This window comes from Actinoplanes sp. NPDC051343 (genome assembly GCF_044455125.1).
GTDB lineage: Bacteria > Actinomycetota > Actinomycetes > Mycobacteriales > Micromonosporaceae > Actinoplanes.
Window position 1 is genome coordinate 93,329 of the sequence record NZ_JBITEL010000001.1, and the last position, 15,009, is coordinate 108,337.

The 15,009-nt window shown below is 70.2% G+C and carries 13 protein-coding genes and 1 pseudogene; 7 read left to right on the forward strand and 7 right to left on the reverse strand.

Going from position 1 to position 15,009, the window contains the following annotated elements; genetic code table 11:
• Positions 1-95: 95 nt before the first annotated feature.
• Positions 96-437, reverse strand: a complete 342-nt coding sequence (locus tag ACIA5C_RS00335) for a DUF6223 family protein (RefSeq protein WP_396049696.1) — start codon at positions 435-437, stop codon at positions 96-98.
• A 215-nt stretch (positions 438-652) separates the two neighbouring features.
• On the opposite strand from ACIA5C_RS00335, the gene ACIA5C_RS00340 reads away from it, so the two are divergent.
• The 4 genes from ACIA5C_RS00340 to ACIA5C_RS00355 all read left to right on the forward strand — a co-directional run bounded on the left by ACIA5C_RS00340 (position 653) and on the right by ACIA5C_RS00355 (position 4,519).
• Positions 653-1,768: a sensor histidine kinase gene (locus ACIA5C_RS00340; RefSeq protein WP_396049698.1), complete on the forward strand. Its 1,116-nt coding sequence runs from the start codon at positions 653-655 to the stop codon at positions 1,766-1,768.
• Positions 1,765-2,427, forward strand: coding sequence for a response regulator (locus ACIA5C_RS00345; RefSeq protein ID WP_396049700.1), 663 nt, complete (start codon positions 1,765-1,767; stop codon positions 2,425-2,427). Before ACIA5C_RS00340 ends, ACIA5C_RS00345 begins: the two co-directional genes overlap by 4 nt.
• Before the next feature lie 155 nt (positions 2,428-2,582).
• Positions 2,583-4,076 (forward strand): potassium/proton antiporter, encoded by a 1,494-nt coding sequence (locus ACIA5C_RS00350; protein ID WP_396049702.1) that lies wholly within the window; start codon positions 2,583-2,585, stop codon positions 4,074-4,076.
• A gap of 128 nt (positions 4,077-4,204) precedes the next feature.
• Entirely contained in the window at positions 4,205-4,519 is a 315-nt protein-coding gene (locus ACIA5C_RS00355) for a hypothetical protein (protein ID WP_396049704.1), read from the forward strand.
• Positions 4,520-4,543: 24 nt separating this feature from the next.
• Here the strand turns inward: ACIA5C_RS00355 and ACIA5C_RS00360 are convergent, their stop codons facing one another.
• Positions 4,544-5,320, reverse strand: coding sequence for an ABC transporter permease subunit (locus tag ACIA5C_RS00360; RefSeq protein ID WP_396049706.1), 777 nt, complete (start codon positions 5,318-5,320; stop codon positions 4,544-4,546).
• Between the two features lie 68 nt (positions 5,321-5,388).
• A pseudogene (locus tag ACIA5C_RS00365) lies at positions 5,389-6,042 on the reverse strand (ATP-binding cassette domain-containing protein); the annotation flags it as partial.
• Positions 6,043-6,183: 141 nt separating this feature from the next.
• Here ACIA5C_RS00365 and ACIA5C_RS00370 point away from each other — a divergent pair.
• Together ACIA5C_RS00370 and ACIA5C_RS00375 are read left to right on the forward strand one after the other, a co-directional pair.
• Positions 6,184-7,344 carry a sensor histidine kinase gene (locus ACIA5C_RS00370; protein ID WP_396049708.1) on the forward strand — a complete coding sequence of 387 codons (1,161 nt, stop codon included), beginning with the start codon at positions 6,184-6,186 and terminating at the stop codon, positions 7,342-7,344.
• Positions 7,341-8,015, forward strand: coding sequence for a response regulator (locus ACIA5C_RS00375; protein ID WP_396049710.1), 675 nt, complete (start codon positions 7,341-7,343; stop codon positions 8,013-8,015). Before ACIA5C_RS00370 ends, ACIA5C_RS00375 begins: the two co-directional genes overlap by 4 nt.
• 129 nt (positions 8,016-8,144) lie before the next feature.
• Here ACIA5C_RS00375 and ACIA5C_RS00380 read toward each other — a convergent pair whose 3' ends face one another.
• Positions 8,145-8,984 (reverse strand): carbohydrate esterase, encoded by an 840-nt coding sequence (locus ACIA5C_RS00380; RefSeq protein ID WP_396049712.1) that lies wholly within the window; start codon positions 8,982-8,984, stop codon positions 8,145-8,147.
• Between the two features lie 27 nt (positions 8,985-9,011).
• Positions 9,012-10,394: a ricin-type beta-trefoil lectin domain protein gene (locus ACIA5C_RS00385; protein ID WP_396049714.1), complete on the reverse strand. Its 1,383-nt coding sequence runs from the start codon at positions 10,392-10,394 to the stop codon at positions 9,012-9,014.
• Between the two features lie 132 nt (positions 10,395-10,526).
• Between ACIA5C_RS00385 and ACIA5C_RS00390 the strand changes: the two genes are divergently transcribed.
• A complete protein-coding gene (locus ACIA5C_RS00390) occupies positions 10,527-12,038 on the forward strand; it encodes a serine/threonine protein kinase (protein ID WP_396049716.1) in 1,512 nt (503 codons plus the stop codon).
• A 27-nt stretch (positions 12,039-12,065) separates the two neighbouring features.
• Here ACIA5C_RS00390 and ACIA5C_RS00395 read toward each other — a convergent pair whose 3' ends face one another.
• Together ACIA5C_RS00395 and ACIA5C_RS00400 are read right to left on the reverse strand one after the other, a co-directional pair.
• Positions 12,066-13,586 carry an FGGY-family carbohydrate kinase gene (locus ACIA5C_RS00395; protein ID WP_396049718.1) on the reverse strand — a complete coding sequence of 507 codons (1,521 nt, stop codon included), beginning with the start codon at positions 13,584-13,586 and terminating at the stop codon, positions 12,066-12,068.
• A 133-nt stretch (positions 13,587-13,719) separates the two neighbouring features.
• Positions 13,720-14,757 carry a glycoside hydrolase family 11 protein gene (locus ACIA5C_RS00400; protein WP_396049720.1) on the reverse strand — a complete coding sequence of 346 codons (1,038 nt, stop codon included), beginning with the start codon at positions 14,755-14,757 and terminating at the stop codon, positions 13,720-13,722.
• Positions 14,758-15,009 lie beyond the last annotated feature (252 nt).

Below are 15,009 nucleotides of genomic sequence, written 5' to 3' on the forward strand. Positions count from 1 at the left end.
TCCGCGTGTCCGCTGAGGAAGCTCGGCGTGCAGCAACGTGGGCGGGCCGGCGCTCACTTCGGGGTCTGGTGCGGCACAGCGGCAACCGACCCGCATCAGGAGGAGCGGCGGGACCGAGCCTGTGCCAGGCCGCCGAGCAGCGCGGCGGTCAGCCCGACGACGACGGCCACATAGCCGCCGACGATGCCGTTGCCGGTGCCGGGGCCACCGTCGGCGGTGACCACGACCATCCCGCCGACGGCCGTGCCGGCAATGCCCGCCAGCACGGCGATGGTTGACCGCCGTCTCCCGCGGTGGCCGGCGGAGCGCGCCAGCGCGAGCCCGCCGATGATCGCGCCGGCCATGGCTACGACGACCGCCGCGGTGGCCACGATCCGATCGGCGGTCAGGGTGTGCGCGCCGACGGCGGGAGCAGCGAACAACAGACGGACATGCATGGCGTTCTCCTTGTTCCGCGGGGCTGAATGTCACTGATCCTGTCGGTCGGATCCATCGCCCCGCATCGTGCCGCGGTCGGCTTTCCCGCTGCCACGGATCGAGAGGCCGGCTGCTGCGGTCGCAGCAGACGGCAAAGATCTACCGCGTACGCGGTATCCGGTCACGCTCCGCCGGAAGGACTCGCCCCGGGTGGTTGTCCGGCTAGGGTGCCCGCATGGACAGTGCACGGATCGGTGTCCTGGACTGGATGATCGCCGTCGGCGCAGCGGCCATCCTCCTGATCGCGGGGCTGTCCGGGCACCACCCCGGTACCGGCGTCGAGCTGCTCGGTGGCGTGCTGTTGACGGCGGGCGGCCTGGCCCTGGTGGCGCGCCGGCGTGCCCCGGTTGTGGTCCTGGTCGTGACCGGATTGTGCGCAGTCGGTTATCAGGCGGCCGGTTTCGACGTTCTGGCGATCGCCTACCTGGTCGCGGTATACGCGGCGGTGCGGGCGGGTCACCGAACCGCCACGGTCGTAGCGAGCGTGCTCATGCTGGCCGCACTACCTCTCGCGGCGATGGCCCCGGGCCGGTACGACACGGGTCAGGCGTTCGCGGAGGCCCGGAGTGTGCTCGAGATCGCGTGGCTGATCGCCGCCGGCGCGGCCGGCGAAGCGCTGCGACAGGCCGAACGGCGCGCGGACGAGGCCGAGCGCACCCGCGAGGAGAGTGCGCTGCGCCGAGCCGACGAGGAACGGTTGCACATCGCGCGCGAGCTGCACGACTCGCTCACCCACCAGATCTCGGTCATCAAGGTCCAGGCGGAAGCCGCCGTGCACCTGGCTCAGAAACGCAGTGAACCGGTGCCCGAGGCGCTGCTGGTCATCCGGGACGCCGGCCGTGAGGCCGCCCGCGAGTTACGGGCGACCCTGGAGGCGCTGCGCGACGACGACCGCGGTCCTCCGCACGGGCTCGACGACGTGCCGGACCTGATCCAGCGCGCCCGAGCGGCCGGCCTGGACGCCTCCTTGACGATTGAAGGCCAGCGCGCTGCCGTCCCCGCCATGGTGGACCGCACCGCCTACCGGATCGTGCAGGAGTCGCTGACGAACGTCACCCGGCACGCTGCGGCCGACGCCGCGTCCGTCCGGATCGTCTATCGTCCCGGCGCGCTGGTCATCCAGGTCGACGACGATGGCACGGCCACGCCCGGGTCCTCGCCGGTGCCCGGCATCGGTCTGCTGGGAATGCGGGAGCGTGTCACCACCCTCGGCGGCCGGCTACGTGCCGAGCCGCGGAGCAGAGGCGGCTTCACCGTCCATGCCGAACTTCCCGTCGAGCAGCCGTCGTGATCCGGGTCCTGCTGGTCGACGACCAGCCGCTCATACGCAGCGGCTTCCGGGCGCTGCTCGATGCCGAAGACGACATCGAGGTGGTGGCCGAGGCCGGCGACGGCGCCCAGGCCGTGGCCCTGGCCCGGGACCATTTGCCCGACGTCGTGCTCATCGACGTCCGGATGCCCGTGGTCGACGGCATCGAGGCCACCCGGCGAATCGCGGCCGATCCGGTCCTGGACGGCGTACACGTCGTCGTCCTGACCAACTACGGTCTCGACGAATACGTCCTCAACGCGCTCCGCGCCGGCGCGGCCGGCTTCCTCGTCAAGGACATCCTGCCCGAGGACTTCCTGCACGCCATCCGCGTCGCCGCCCGGGGCGACGCACTGCTGGCACCAGCGATCACCCGCAGGCTGATCGACCGATATGTCACCCAGCCGCCGCACGCCGACCTCGCCGCGCTGACCGTTCTGACCAGCCGCGAGCGCGAGGCCGTCGCCATGGTCGCCCAGGGCCAGCCCAACGACGAGATCGCCAACCGCATGGGGATCAGCCCGGTGACCGCGAAGACCCACATCAACCGCGCGATGACCAAACTGCGTGCCCGCGACCGCGCGCAACTCGTGGTCATCGCCTACGAATCCGGCCTGGTGGTTCCACGCGACGTTGGCTGAGTCCCGGGCCGGCACTCTCTGCCCCGAACCCCATCGCCGGCCACGAGGTCCGGCCATTCGGTCGACCCGCCGTTGCCGCCCGGTCGCACGACCCGGAGCGACGGGTTGGAGCCCCTTCGACGCATGCTTTCGGCCAGGCCGGATAGCCTGATCTCGTGAAGGGTGTGGAGTCTTTCGGCTGGGTCGTGCTGGGCGTATCGCTGGTCGTCGTGGCGGCGGTCCTGTCCAACCGGATCAGTGATCGCATTCGTATTCCGGCGCCGGCGTTGTTCCTGGTCGGCGCCGCTATCGCGTCCGACCTGTTCCCGACGCTCGCGTCGATGCGCGTGCAGACCGTCCAGAACGTCGTCACGGTCGCCCTCATCATGATCCTGTTCGACGGCGGCATGGGCATCGGGTGGCGTCACCTGCGGCCGAACGCAGGCGCCGTGCTCTGGGTCGGTGTGGCCGGTACTGCCGTCACCGCGGCCGGTATCGCCGCGTTCGCCCACCTCATACTCGGATTCGGCTGGCAGGTCGCCCTCCTGCTGGGCACCGCCCTGTCCCCCACCGACCCGGCCGTCGTGTTCTCCGTGCTCGGCCGCCGGGAAATCGTCGGCCGCTCCGGCGTGCTGCTCGAAGGCGAAGCCGGCGCCAACGATCCCGTCGGCATCGCCCTCATGGCGGTACTGATCGGCGCCGCCGGGCTCACCGGCGGCCACGCCGTAGGCCACGGACTGATCGAATTCCTCCGGCAGATGGCGATCGGCGGCGTCGCCGGCGTCGCCGGCGGCTGGCTGCTGCTACGCCTGATGCGGCGCATACCACTACCCAGCGAAGCGCTCTACCCGATCCGAACCCTCGCGTTCGCCGCGGCCGTCTACGGCCTCGCCACCATATGCGGAGGCTCCGGCTTCCTGGCCGTCTTCATCGCCGGCATCTTCGTCGGCGACGCCAACGCCCCGTACAAGCGCGAGATCGAACGGTTCCACAGCGCCGTGGCCAGCCTCGCCGAGGTTGTCGCGTTCGTGGTCCTCGGCCTGACCGTCTCCCTCCGCGACCTGCCCAAAGTCGACGCCCTATGGCCCGGCCTGATCATCGCCGTCGTGCTCACCCTGCTCGTACGGCCCCTACTGGTCGGACTCATCTCGCTGCCCGTAAAACTGCGCACCGGTGAACGGATCTTCGTACTCTGGGCCGGCCTCAAGGGCGCCGTACCGATCCTGCTCGGCACCTTCGCGTTCACCGCCGGCATCCCGGACGCCCAACGCATCTACGAGATCGTCTTCATCGTCGTCACCTTCTCGGTGGTCGTGCAAGGCGGCCTCGCACCCACGGTGGCCAAGTGGGCGAAGGTACCCATGCGTAGCACCGAGCTGGAGCCGTGGGCACTCGGCATGCGATTCCGGGAAGAACCTACCGGCCTGCATCACTACCGCGTCGGCACCGGCTCGACCGCCGACGGCACCACCATCGCCGACCTACCAGTCGGCGAAAACCTCTGGATCAGCATGATCAACCGCGACGGCCGCCTCGTCCAAGTCGCCCACAACACCGTCCTGCAAGCCGGCGACGAGATCCTCGCCCTCATCGACACCGACACCGACACCGACACCGACACCGACGGCAACGATCCCGGAAAGATCTTCACCGCCGCATCCGACCGCTGAACATCCGCGGGACCGCGGCGAGCGCAGCGGAGACGTCCCAGGCCGTACGCGGGCCGGTACGCCCTGTTTCGCGGAGCATCGGAGCCCTGCGTGCAGCCGTCGGTGACCGTTGCCGGATCATTGTTCACATGGCCGTGCTCGTGGAGATCCACGTTCCGATGACCGACGACATCGAGTGGATCGACGACATCGGTGACTATCTTATCGATCTGGAGGAGGAACTCGGCCTCGAAGAGTATGACGACGGCGAACAGTACGGCGACGTCTACATCTTCTTCATCGCCGGGGCGAGCGAGAAGACCCTGCTGGCAGCGGCATCGAGGGTGGCCGCCCGGGAGGGAGTGCCCGCGGGCGCCTTCGCCATGGTCACCGACACGAATGCCCCACAGTTCGGTATGGGACGCCGGGTGAACCTGCCGGTAAGACGCTCCAACGGTTCGTAGCACCGGACGCCGGCCGACCCACGGTCACACGTCGCGCCGGCGCAGGCGCAGATGTCCGCCGCCGACCGCGAGCACCGTCCAGGCGATCAGAACGAGCAGGCCCTCCAGCGGAGTGAGGGTGCCGGCCTTGTGCTCGCCGACCGTCATGATCTGGTTGCCGGCCTGATCGGGCAGGAACCGGGCCGCCTTGTCGACGCCGGGGATGCGGCTCAGGATCGGGCCGATGATGAAGAAGAGCGGGATCAGGATGCCCAGGGTCAGCGCCGAGTTGCGCAGGACGGTGCCGACGCCGACCGACAGGGCGCAGACCAGTGTCAGGTAGAGGGCGGCACCGGCCACCGCGCGGAGCACGCCGGGGGTGCCGATGGATACGCCGTACGGACCGAGGGCGGCCTCGTTGGCCGGCCACGAGACGAACGCGGTAGCGACGGCCACGACCAGGGCAGTGCCGCACCCGACCAGCAGCTTTCCGGCGTACGCGAGACCGCGTTGCGGAATCGCCGCGATGGTGGCCCGGATGGTTCCGCTGCCGTATTCGCTGGTGACCAGCAGGCAGCCGAAGGCGATGAGGGCGAACTGGCCGTAGAGCAGCCCGACGAAACCGGAGTAGACCGGGTCGAAGTCGGCCCGGACCATCGACGAGTTGCCGTTCTGATAGGCGGTCCGCACCGAGACGCCGCTGGTCACGGCCAGCCCGACGCTGATCACGAAGGTGAGCGCGAGCATCCAGACGGTCGACCGGATGGTGCGTAGTTTGGTCCATTCCGACCGCAGGACGGCGGGTACGGCGTTGGTGCTCATCGAATTCCTCCGGCCCGGTGGGCGCCGGCGCCCGCGGTGAGGCGCAGGTAGGCGTCCTCGAGGGACGAGCCGTCGCTGACGAAGCCGGCGAGCGGCGTGTCGGCCAGCAACCGGCCGCGGCCGATCACGATCAAATGATCGGCGGTGATCGCCATCTCGCTCATCAGATGGCTGGAGACGAAGACCGTCCGGCCCTGGGCGGCGAGCGCCTTGAGGAAGTCGCGCAACCACCGCACGCCCTCCGGGTCGAGCCCGTTGACCGGTTCGTCGAGCAGCAGCACCGGCGGGTCTCCGAGCAGCGCCGAGGCCAGGCCGAGTCGTTGGCTCATGCCGAGCGAGAAGCCCTTGGTGCGGCGCTCGGCCGCCCCGTCGAGGCCGACCATGGCCAGCACCTGGCGCACCCGGGCGGCCCCGATCCGGTTGGTCTGGGCGAGCCACAGCAGGTGGTGGTAGGCGGTTCGGCCACGGTGGACGGCGCTCGCCTCGAGCACGGCCCCGACGTGAGTCAGCGGCTCGCGCAGCCGTCGGTAGGACTTGCCGTCGATGAGGATCTCCCCCGAGGTGGGCCGGTCGAGGTCGAGCATCATTCGCATCGTGGTGGACTTGCCGGCGCCGTTCGGGCCGAGGAAACCGGTCACCTGCCCGGACCGCACGGTGAAGGACAGCCCGTCCACCGCCTGGACCGGGCCATAGCGTTTGGACACGTTGCGTACCTCAATCATGATCTCAGGCTTTCGCAGTACGGCCGTCCGCACATCGACGCGCGGTCGGAGCCGGCGTCTCCTCCCTGAGTAGGAGATAGGCCCGTGGGCCACCTCCCGTGGGCCGACGCGGGGCCGGTCGGCACCGATTACGGTGGGCACGTGGACGATGGCCTCCGGTTGCGCCGGGAACATCTGATCGCGCTGGACGCCGTGGCCGCCGCGATCGCCACCGTCGTGTTCGCCGCGATCGCCGTCGCGGGGCACCACGGCACCACGACCTGGGCCTGGTGCCTGCTCGCGGCGGCGGCCGGGCTTCCGATCGCGGGCGTGCGGCTCTTTCCCCGAGCGGCCTTCGGCACCGCGCTGGTCGCCGCCCTGGCCTGGGGCCTGCTCGACCTGGTCCGCGTCCCGCTAATCACCGCGGCCTACACGATGTTCCACTTCTCGGTCGTCACCCCGCGCCCGCGGTCGGTCCGTCTCGTCACCGCGGCCCTGTTCAGTCTGGGTGCGCTGGGCCTGCTCACGGTCGCCGGATCGCCGCGCGACGCGCCGGGCTGGTGGGCCGGCCGGCCGCAGGTGCTGGCGCTGTTCCTGGTCGTGCCGGCCGGCGCCTGGACGCTCGGTCAGATCACCCGCGACCGGCGCATCCTGGCGGCCCGGGCGGCCGAGCAGGCAGCCGAGCGCGCGGTCGCCGAGGAGCGCCTTCGGATCGCCCGCGAGCTGCACGACAGCGTCGCCCACAGCATGGGTGTCATCGCGATCAAGGCGGCGGTTGCGGTTCACGTGGCGGAGAAACGTCCCGAGGAGCTGCGCGATGCGTTGCGGGCGATCGAGACCACCAGCAAGGGGGCGCTGGCCGAGATGCGGCACCTGCTCGGCGTACTCCGGTCGGGCGACGAGGCCGCCGAGACGGCTCCGCCCGGGATGGCCGCGCTGCCCGCGCTGACCCGCCAGGTGACCGCGGCCGGGGTCGTGGTCGAGCTGGCTCTGCGAGACACCGAGCGGCTGCCCACGGCGCTCGAGCTGCCGGTCTTCCGGATCGTTCAGGAGGCGTTGACCAACGTGGTGAAACATGCCGCCCCGACCCACTGCGCGGTCACGGTGGCGGCCGGGGAGGAGCAGGTACGCGTCGAGGTGCACGACGAGGGCCCGCCGCTCGGCGCCGCGCGGCATCCCGCCCCGGCGACCGGCGGCGGGCACGGGCTCATCGGCATGCGCGAGCGGATCGCCGCCTACGGCGGCTCCTTCAGCGCGGGGACCCGGCCCGGGGGCGGCTTCCGGGTGAGCGCGCTCATTCCGTACGCCGGGGAGCCGGCATGACCGTGCCGATCCGGGTTCTGGTGGCCGACGACCAGGCGTTGCTGCGCGGCAGTTTCCGGCTGCTGCTGGAAACCGCCGGGATGGAGGTAGTCGGCGAGGCCTGCACCGGTGCCGAAGCGGTTGATCTGAGCGAGCGCAAGCGGCCCGACGTGGTGCTCATGGACGTGCGCATGCCGGACATGGACGGGATCGAGGCGACCCGCCGGATCGGCCTCTCGCCGGCCGCCGCGGGCACCCGCGTCCTGATCCTCACCATGTTCGACCTCGACGTCTACGTCTTCGCCGCGCTCCGGGCCGGGGCGACCGGATTCCTGCTCAAGGAGACCGCACCGGCCGAGCTGTTGCGGGCGGTCGAGGTGGTGGCCGCCGGCGAGGCGCTCCTTGCACCCGGTGTGACCCGCCGCTTGATCGACGAGTTCGCCCGCGTACCCCCACCCGAGACCGCACCACCGGCCGAGATGTCGACGCTCACAGTCCGCGAGCTCGAGGTGCTGGTGCTGGTCGCCCGGGGGCTCACCAACGCCGAGGTGAGCGACCGGCTCAACGTCAGCCCGACCACGGTGAAGACGCACATCGGGCACCTGCTGACCAAGCTCGGCGTGCGAACCCGCGCCCAACTGGTCATGCTGGCCTACGAGTCGGGCCTCGTGGAGCGCCGCTCGCGTCGCTGACCTCCCGGCGAGCAGGGCCGGGACAACCGGCCCGGCGACGCGTCCGGGCAACCGGCTGCCGCCACGGTCGCCATCGGCGCCCACCCGACTGGATCCTGGTGGTCAACCTGCGGCCTCAACAGGGACGCCCTACAGCAAGGATCCGGCGAGCGCGATGTTCTGCGTCCTCAGCGCGCCGGTCACCAGACGCATGATGCGGCGGGCGCCGTACGCCTCGAAGTGGGTGTGGTCGTTGCAGAAGAACTGGCCAACCAGCCCGGAGGTGTAATCGCCGTTGTTGGGGCAGAGGTGGAGCGAGTTGTAGTAGTCGACGCTGAGCGTGCGCAGATCGATGACGGGAGCACCGGTGGCGGCGCCGGCCGCGAAGGTCTCCGGGTAGAAACCGCGGTTCAGGGTTGCCGTGCTGCCCGAACAGGCGATGGCAGCGACCGGCGTGACCAGGACCGGGAAGCCACCCCGGGCCTGGGCGGTCTGCGCCATCATCGTCATCAGCTGCTGGTAACGGGCGCCGCCGACGTGCTTGGGGCAGGCGCTGTCGCCGTCGTTGATGCCGAACTGGATGAACAGGTAGTCGCCGGCCTTCATCCCGTCGAGCACCTTCCGCCAGTTGACCGAGGGGGTCGTCGAGCTGAGGGCACATTCGCCGGCCGAGTTCTTGTTCGCGGTGACGCCACCTTCGTACAGCCACGTCTGGATGCTGCGGCCGGCAACCGCCAGGTTGTTCACCACGATGTTGCTGTGGAACTGACCGTCGAACTCGGTGGCCCAGCCGACGGGACAGCCGGTGTGCGGGTCGGCCATGGTGGAGTCGCCGGCCATCCAGACGTTGGTCGTCACGGCGGCGGCCGCCGCCGGCTTCATCCGGACACCGCACGCGGGTGAGGCGGTCATCGCCTCGGCGGCGCTCGGGCAAACCGCTGACACAGCGGTCATGAGGGCGCAGAGGAGCAGCAGGCGAACCTTACGCATGGTTTCTCCTGACCGGGGACGAGGCGCTTATGTACGCGTCCACTGCTGGTTGGCACCGCCGTTGCACGTCCACAGCTCGACCTTGGTGCCGTTGGCGGTGGCCGCGCCGGTCACGTCGAGGCAAAGGCCCGACTGCACGCCGGCGACCGTGCCGTTGCTGTTGAGGTTCCACCGTTGGTTGGCGCCGCCGTCGCAGTCGTAGATGTCGACCTTCGCGCCTGCGGCGGTGGACTGGCCGTTCACGTCCAGGCACTTACCGCCGAGGCCGACGAGTTGCTGCGAAGCGGTGTAGGTCCAGGACTGGTTGGCGCCGCCGTTGCAGTCGTAGATGTCGGTCTGCGTTGCGTTGGCGGTGGTCGAGCCGGGCACGTCCAGGCAGCGGCCGGAGCCGACACCGCGCAGGACGCCCGTACCCGTGCCGGTGCCGCCGTCCGCGCCGACCACGCCGGTCGCGGTGTCGACGGTCCAGCTGGACCGGCAGGTCATCGACACCGTGGTGCCGCTGAGGGTCAGGGGCTCCCACACGTAGCGGGAGTCGCTCAGCGTGCCCGGGTTCCAGCGGTCGCCGAGGAAGAGGTAGCTGGTGGTCGAGCTGCCGGTGACGGGCAGGATCGCGGTGGTCTGCGAGTTGCAGGTGTTGGTGCCGGAGGGGGCGAAGCTGCGCCACCCGCTCCAGGTGCCCGTGACGGAAGTCGCCGTCGTGTACTGGTTGTCGTTCGTGGACCAGCCGGTGAGGTGCGACCCGAACAGGTAGTACGTGCCATTGATCTTGATCATGGCCGGCGCCTCGTACTGGTCGAGGGTCTTCACCAGCGCGGTGACGCTGAGGAAGTCGGCCGACAACTGGTAGATCTGAAGCTTGGCGCTGGTGCGGTCCTCGCTGAGGAAGTACGCCGTGCTGCCGTCCAGGAACAGGTTGTCGTCCAGGCTGTCGTGACCCACGGGCTTGAAGCTGCCCCGGTAGGTGTAGCTGCCGCACACGCTGCTGCTGGTGGCAACCCCGGCCTTGCGTTCGGAGTAGCCACTGTTGTCGATGTGCATGTACATCACGTACGTCGCCGTGCTCGCGTTGTAGATGACGTGCGGGCGCTCGACGACCCGGTTGGGCCCGAGGTCGCCGCTCGACTGCCGGGTGAGCACGTTGCCGACGAACTGCCACGTCGTCAGGTCGGTGGACGAGTAGCACCTGATGTTCTGGAACGGGGAACCGCCGGTCTTGTCCTCACCGAGCCAGTAGTACGTGCCACCGACCTTGATGATGCCCTCACCGTGCGCCTGGATCGGGTTCCGCGACGTGTCGGTCCACACGGTGCCCGGCGTGACGGTCACGGCCGCGGCCCAGGCGGCCGGGGCGATGAGCCCCACCACGAGCAGCACGGCGGCACCGAGGAGCGGCAGCAGTCGTCTCACTGAAAGACCTCACAAATTGAAGTACATCAATATGAGAACGTTAACATAACGCCGGTCCGGCGAGACGTCAACGGTGGGGTCCTCGTGGCCGGGCAGAACCAGTTGTGCACGGTGCCCGGTAAGGTCCCTGCCGTGATCCAACCCCTGCACACCGGCGACCTGCGCCGGCTGGGTGCCTACGAGCTGGTCGGCCGGCTGGGTGAGGGCGGCATGGGCACGGTCTATCTGGGTCGTGCTCCCGACGGGCGATCTGTGGCGATCAAGGTGGTCCGGCGCGAGTTCGCGGCCGACGACGAGTTCCTGCGTCGCTTCCGCAGTGAGGTGAACCGGGCGCGCGAGGTGCCGCCGTTCTCGACCGCCGAGGTTCTGGGCGCCGACCCCGACCACGATCCGCCGTACCTGGTGGTCGAGTACGTCGACGGGCCGAGCCTGGCAACCGTCGTACGGGATCAGGGACCATTGCGCGGGGCGGCGTTGCACAGCGTGGCGGTCGGGATCGCCACCGCTCTGACAGCCATCCACGGCGCGCGGGTCATCCACCGCGACCTCAAGCCGCAGAACGTCCTGATGGCCCGCGGCGGCGTGAAGGTCATCGACTTCGGCATCGCCCGGCCGCTCGAGGTGACCAGCGCGCACACGCGGACCGACCAGATGGTGGGAACGATCGCCTACATGGCTCCGGAGCGCTTCGACCCCGAACACGCGGCCGCGGTGAGCTTCCCCGCCGACATCTTCGCGTGGGGTGCCGTAGTCGGTTACGCCGCGACCGGCCGCACACCCTTCGCCGCCGAGTCGGCCCCGGGCACCGCGATGCGCATCCTGACCCGGCCGCCGACGCTGGACGGCCTGGACGAACCGTTACGTACCATCGTCGAGCACGCCCTGGCCAAGGAGCCCGCCGACCGCCCGACCGCCCGCGAGCTGCTCGACTGGTTGCTGGGGGCGCAGCACCCGACGACCGTCGAGCCAGGGCCGCCCGAGCCCGCACGGGTGCAGGTTCCCGTCGCGTACGGGCAGGACGTCGAACCCCGCCGCCGCAGGCGGTGGCCTCTCGCCCTGGGTGGCGCGGTGTTGCTCGCGGGAGCGGGCCTGTACGCGTCGCACGTGGCCGCCGGCGGAGCGGCACCGACGTCGGAGGCACCGTCGGTGGCGCCGTCGCAGAAGCCGTCGCCCTCGACCGCGCCGACCGGCGTTGCCGGCGTTCTCGCCGGGAAGCGACGCACCCTGCTGCACATGGCGGGAATCGACCGCGATCTCGCGCTCCCGCAGAACAGCCCGGCCCGCGCGGGCGGGGGCACCACGCCCGAGTCGGTGTTCGTACTCGTACGCAGCGGGGCCGGCTACCAGATTCGGTCGACGGTGAACACGCTGACCGACAAGGAGCGCTGCCTGGCGGTCGAACCTGACGACAACGGTCCCGCGACGCTGGTGCCGGCGGCGTGTGAGGGGAACGAGAAGACGCTGTTCCACCTCACGGCGACGGGCAGCACCGACGACAAGAACCGTCCCACCTACACGATGACCAGCGAGCGCTACGGCGTCGTCCAGTGGAGCGAGGAGAGGCGCGCGTTCTATGTCGAGGAGGCCGGCGACTTCCCGGCCTCCATCGAGTTCAGCTTCGTGGACCGCGGCTCCATCCAGTGATCGACCTCAGCGCCGGCTGACCGCGGCCTAGGCCTGGGCGGCGGCCAGTTCCGCGAACACCCCCCGCAGGCTCGGGTACACCTGCCGTTGGACGGCGAAGAGCCGCTCGTACCGGGCGGTGCGCTCGGGCCGCGGGGCGATGGTCTCGCCCAAGGCGACCATCCGGGCGGCGGCCGAGGCGACATCGGCCCCCGGGACGGCGCCGGCCCAGGCCAGCACACCCGCGCCCCGCGCGCTGATCTCCTCGCCGTCGCACAGCCGTACCGGCCGGCCGGTCACATCGGCCACGATCCGGGCCCACAGCGGGCTCCGGCTGCCGCCGCCCATCGCCCGCAGCACGTCGACCCGGGTGCCGGTGACCGCCTCCAAGCCGTCCAGGTGCAGGCGCAGCTCGAACGCCACTCCCTCCATGAGCGAGCGGTACAGGTGCGCCCGGGTGTGCCCGCCGTGCCAGCCGAGGGTGACACCGCGAGCGGCGGTGTCCCAGTACGGAGTCTGCGCGCAGTTCCAGTAGGGCACGGTGAGCAGGCCTTCGCAGCCCGGTGGTACCGCCTCGGCGGCGGCCTCCAGCGCCGGGTCGGGCGCGCCGCCGAGAGCCGGGTCGCCGAACTCCCGCCGGAACCAGTCGGCCAGGTAGGCGGCGGCGTTGAGGACGGTCTCCAGCACGTACGTCCCGGACGGCGCGCCGGCCAGGGTGCGGAAGGCCGGTGACGTCGCGTACTCCCCCGCGGCGACCCCCATCACCATGGACGTACCAAGATTGAGGTATCCGGCTCCCGGCCCGGTGACGTCGGCACCGAGGCCGGCCGCCTGGCCGTCCCCGATCCCGGCGATCAGGGGTACCGGCGACGGCAGGCCGATGGCGGCGGCGACCTCGGGCCGCAGCGGCCCGATCGGGGTACCCGGGTGAACCAGATCCGGGAGTTGATCGCAGCGGACGCCGGCCAGCTCCAGCAGTTCCGGCGACCAGTCGCCGGCCCGGAGGTCGAGCAGGCCGAGCGAATCGGCCGACCCGACGCTGGTCGCCCACCGGCCGGTGAGCCGCGCGGCGAGATACGCGTGCACCTCGGCGATCCGGGCCGCGGACCGCAGCAATTCCGGCTCGTGCCGGGACATCCAGGCGATCTTGTAGATGGCGGGGGTGACGTCCGGCGGTTTCCCGGACACCTCGCGCACCCGGTCGGATCCCAGCTCGGCGATCTCGCGGTCGGCCCGGCTGTCCAGCCAGAGGATGGCCGGCCGCAGCGGGCCGCCGTCGGCGTCCAGGCACACGAACGACTCGCGCTGGTGGCTGATGCTCACCGCCACTACCCGGGCGGCGTCCGCACCGAGGGCGGCGACCACCTCGGTCAGGGCACCGGCCGTGGCCGACCACCACTGCCTGGCGTCCTGCTCGTGCCGGCCCGGACCGGGACGGGACAGGTTCAGGGGGTGCGCTGCGGACGCCGCCACCTTCCCGGAGCCGTCGAGCGCGACGGCTTTGGCCGCGGTCGTCGAGCAGTCGACCGCGAGGACCAGCGGGTCGCTGGGTCGTGTGGTGGCGAACATACGAGTGACCATAGCGTCGATCCGGACGGCTTCGACGCGTACGCGGCGCTCATGCTCCTGCGGGAGTTGGATCACCCCGGGCGGCGCGGCGCCCGAAGGACACCGCGCCGCTGGTGGTGTTTGTGGACCGGGATCAGCTGGGACTACAGGAGACGGTGGGCCAGGTCCAGGTGCCGTTGGCTTGGATGGTCGCTCCCCAGCTGTTGCCGCTCCCGTTGGATTTGGCGACAAGTTGCTGGGCGCTCGGGTAGCTGGCGTTGATGTTCCAGGTGGAGAGGACCTTTTCCGGCGAGGGGACGTTCATGGTGACCGTCCAGGTGTTGGATCCGCTGACGCTCACGTTGATGTTGTAGCGATCGCTCCACTGCTGGCCGGCCGACAGCGTCGCGGTGCAGCTGCCACTGCCGCCGCCGCCACCGCCGCCACCGCCGCCACCACCGCCGCCGCCACCGCCGCTGCTACCGGAGTTGAGGGTGACGCTGGAGTTGCCGCTGCCGCCGCCCCAGGCCTCGGTCGCCATGATCTCGTAGTTGCGTGAGCCGAGGTTCATTCCGTGGCTGGCCCAGGCGTTCACGAAGTTGGAGAACGTGATGGTTCCGCTGCTGCGGCGCGAGTTGCGGATCGCGATGTACTGGTTGAAGGTGCAGGAGTTGCCCGTGATGCAGGGCTGGTTGACCTGCTGGTGCTGGATGATGGTGTACGTGCTGCCGTCGCTGGTCATCGTGCCCATGTTGGTGCCCTGGGTGGGCGGCGAGCCGACGTAGTTCTCGATCACGTAATACTCGACCAGCGGGTTGGTCGACCAGCCGTAGAGCGACAGCAGCGCTGTGCCGCCGGACGCGTTGAGGCTGCCGGTGTAGTTCACCGCGTTGTTGCTGCCGGTGCCCCAGCCGGCGCCGGCGACGAAGTCTCCGATGCCGCTCCATGTGGTGGAGTAGCTGGTGCCCGAGTTCAGGGTCATGCAGGCCGACCCCTGGCCGTTGGACCACATCTGGTAGTAGTTGCCGTTGCTGTTGCCGGTCTGGTTCGAGCAGATCTGCGTCGCCGCCTGGGCGGGGCTCGCCGTCGCCACAACGGCTGTGCCCAGGGCCAGCGCCACGGCGGCACCGGCATGCAACAGCCTGACGCCCAGACGTCTCCGGCTCGCCGGACGGATGGGGGTGTCGTCCATGTGCGGATGCCCTCCTTGATGAGAACCGCCGGGAAGCCCGGCTCGGGGATGCGGCCCGGCGGCCGGCCGGTGACGGCGGGCCGTGGTTGACGACCACGGCGCACCACACGTGGGAGCCGGCGGATCCGATCGACACTATTGAGTCATGTCGATGAAATAAGTGTTACTGGACCATGTCCTGGTGTCAACAACTTCCGGAAACACTTCGGTACTTACGTCTGGGCGATGACCTCGTCCTACCGTGTTTTCGCA

What these genes read in the sequence shown, in the direction of transcription:
- ACIA5C_RS00400 (WP_396049720.1), bottom strand. Translation starts at nt 14,757, where the DNA reads ATGGACGACACCCCCATCCGTCCGGCGAGCCGGAGACGTCTGGGCGTC.
- ACIA5C_RS00340 (WP_396049698.1), top strand. Translation starts at nt 653, where the DNA reads ATGGACAGTGCACGGATCGGTGTCCTGGACTGGATGATCGCCGTCGGC.
- ACIA5C_RS00335 (WP_396049696.1), bottom strand. Translation starts at nt 437, where the DNA reads ATGCATGTCCGTCTGTTGTTCGCTGCTCCCGCCGTCGGCGCGCACACC.
- ACIA5C_RS00375 (WP_396049710.1), top strand. Translation starts at nt 7,341, where the DNA reads ATGACCGTGCCGATCCGGGTTCTGGTGGCCGACGACCAGGCGTTGCTG.
- ACIA5C_RS00355 (WP_396049704.1), top strand. Translation starts at nt 4,205, where the DNA reads ATGGCCGTGCTCGTGGAGATCCACGTTCCGATGACCGACGACATCGAG.
- ACIA5C_RS00380 (WP_396049712.1), bottom strand. Translation starts at nt 8,984, where the DNA reads ATGCGTAAGGTTCGCCTGCTGCTCCTCTGCGCCCTCATGACCGCTGTG.
- ACIA5C_RS00360 (WP_396049706.1), bottom strand. Translation starts at nt 5,320, where the DNA reads ATGAGCACCAACGCCGTACCCGCCGTCCTGCGGTCGGAATGGACCAAA.
- ACIA5C_RS00395 (WP_396049718.1), bottom strand. Translation starts at nt 13,586, where the DNA reads ATGTTCGCCACCACACGACCCAGCGACCCGCTGGTCCTCGCGGTCGAC.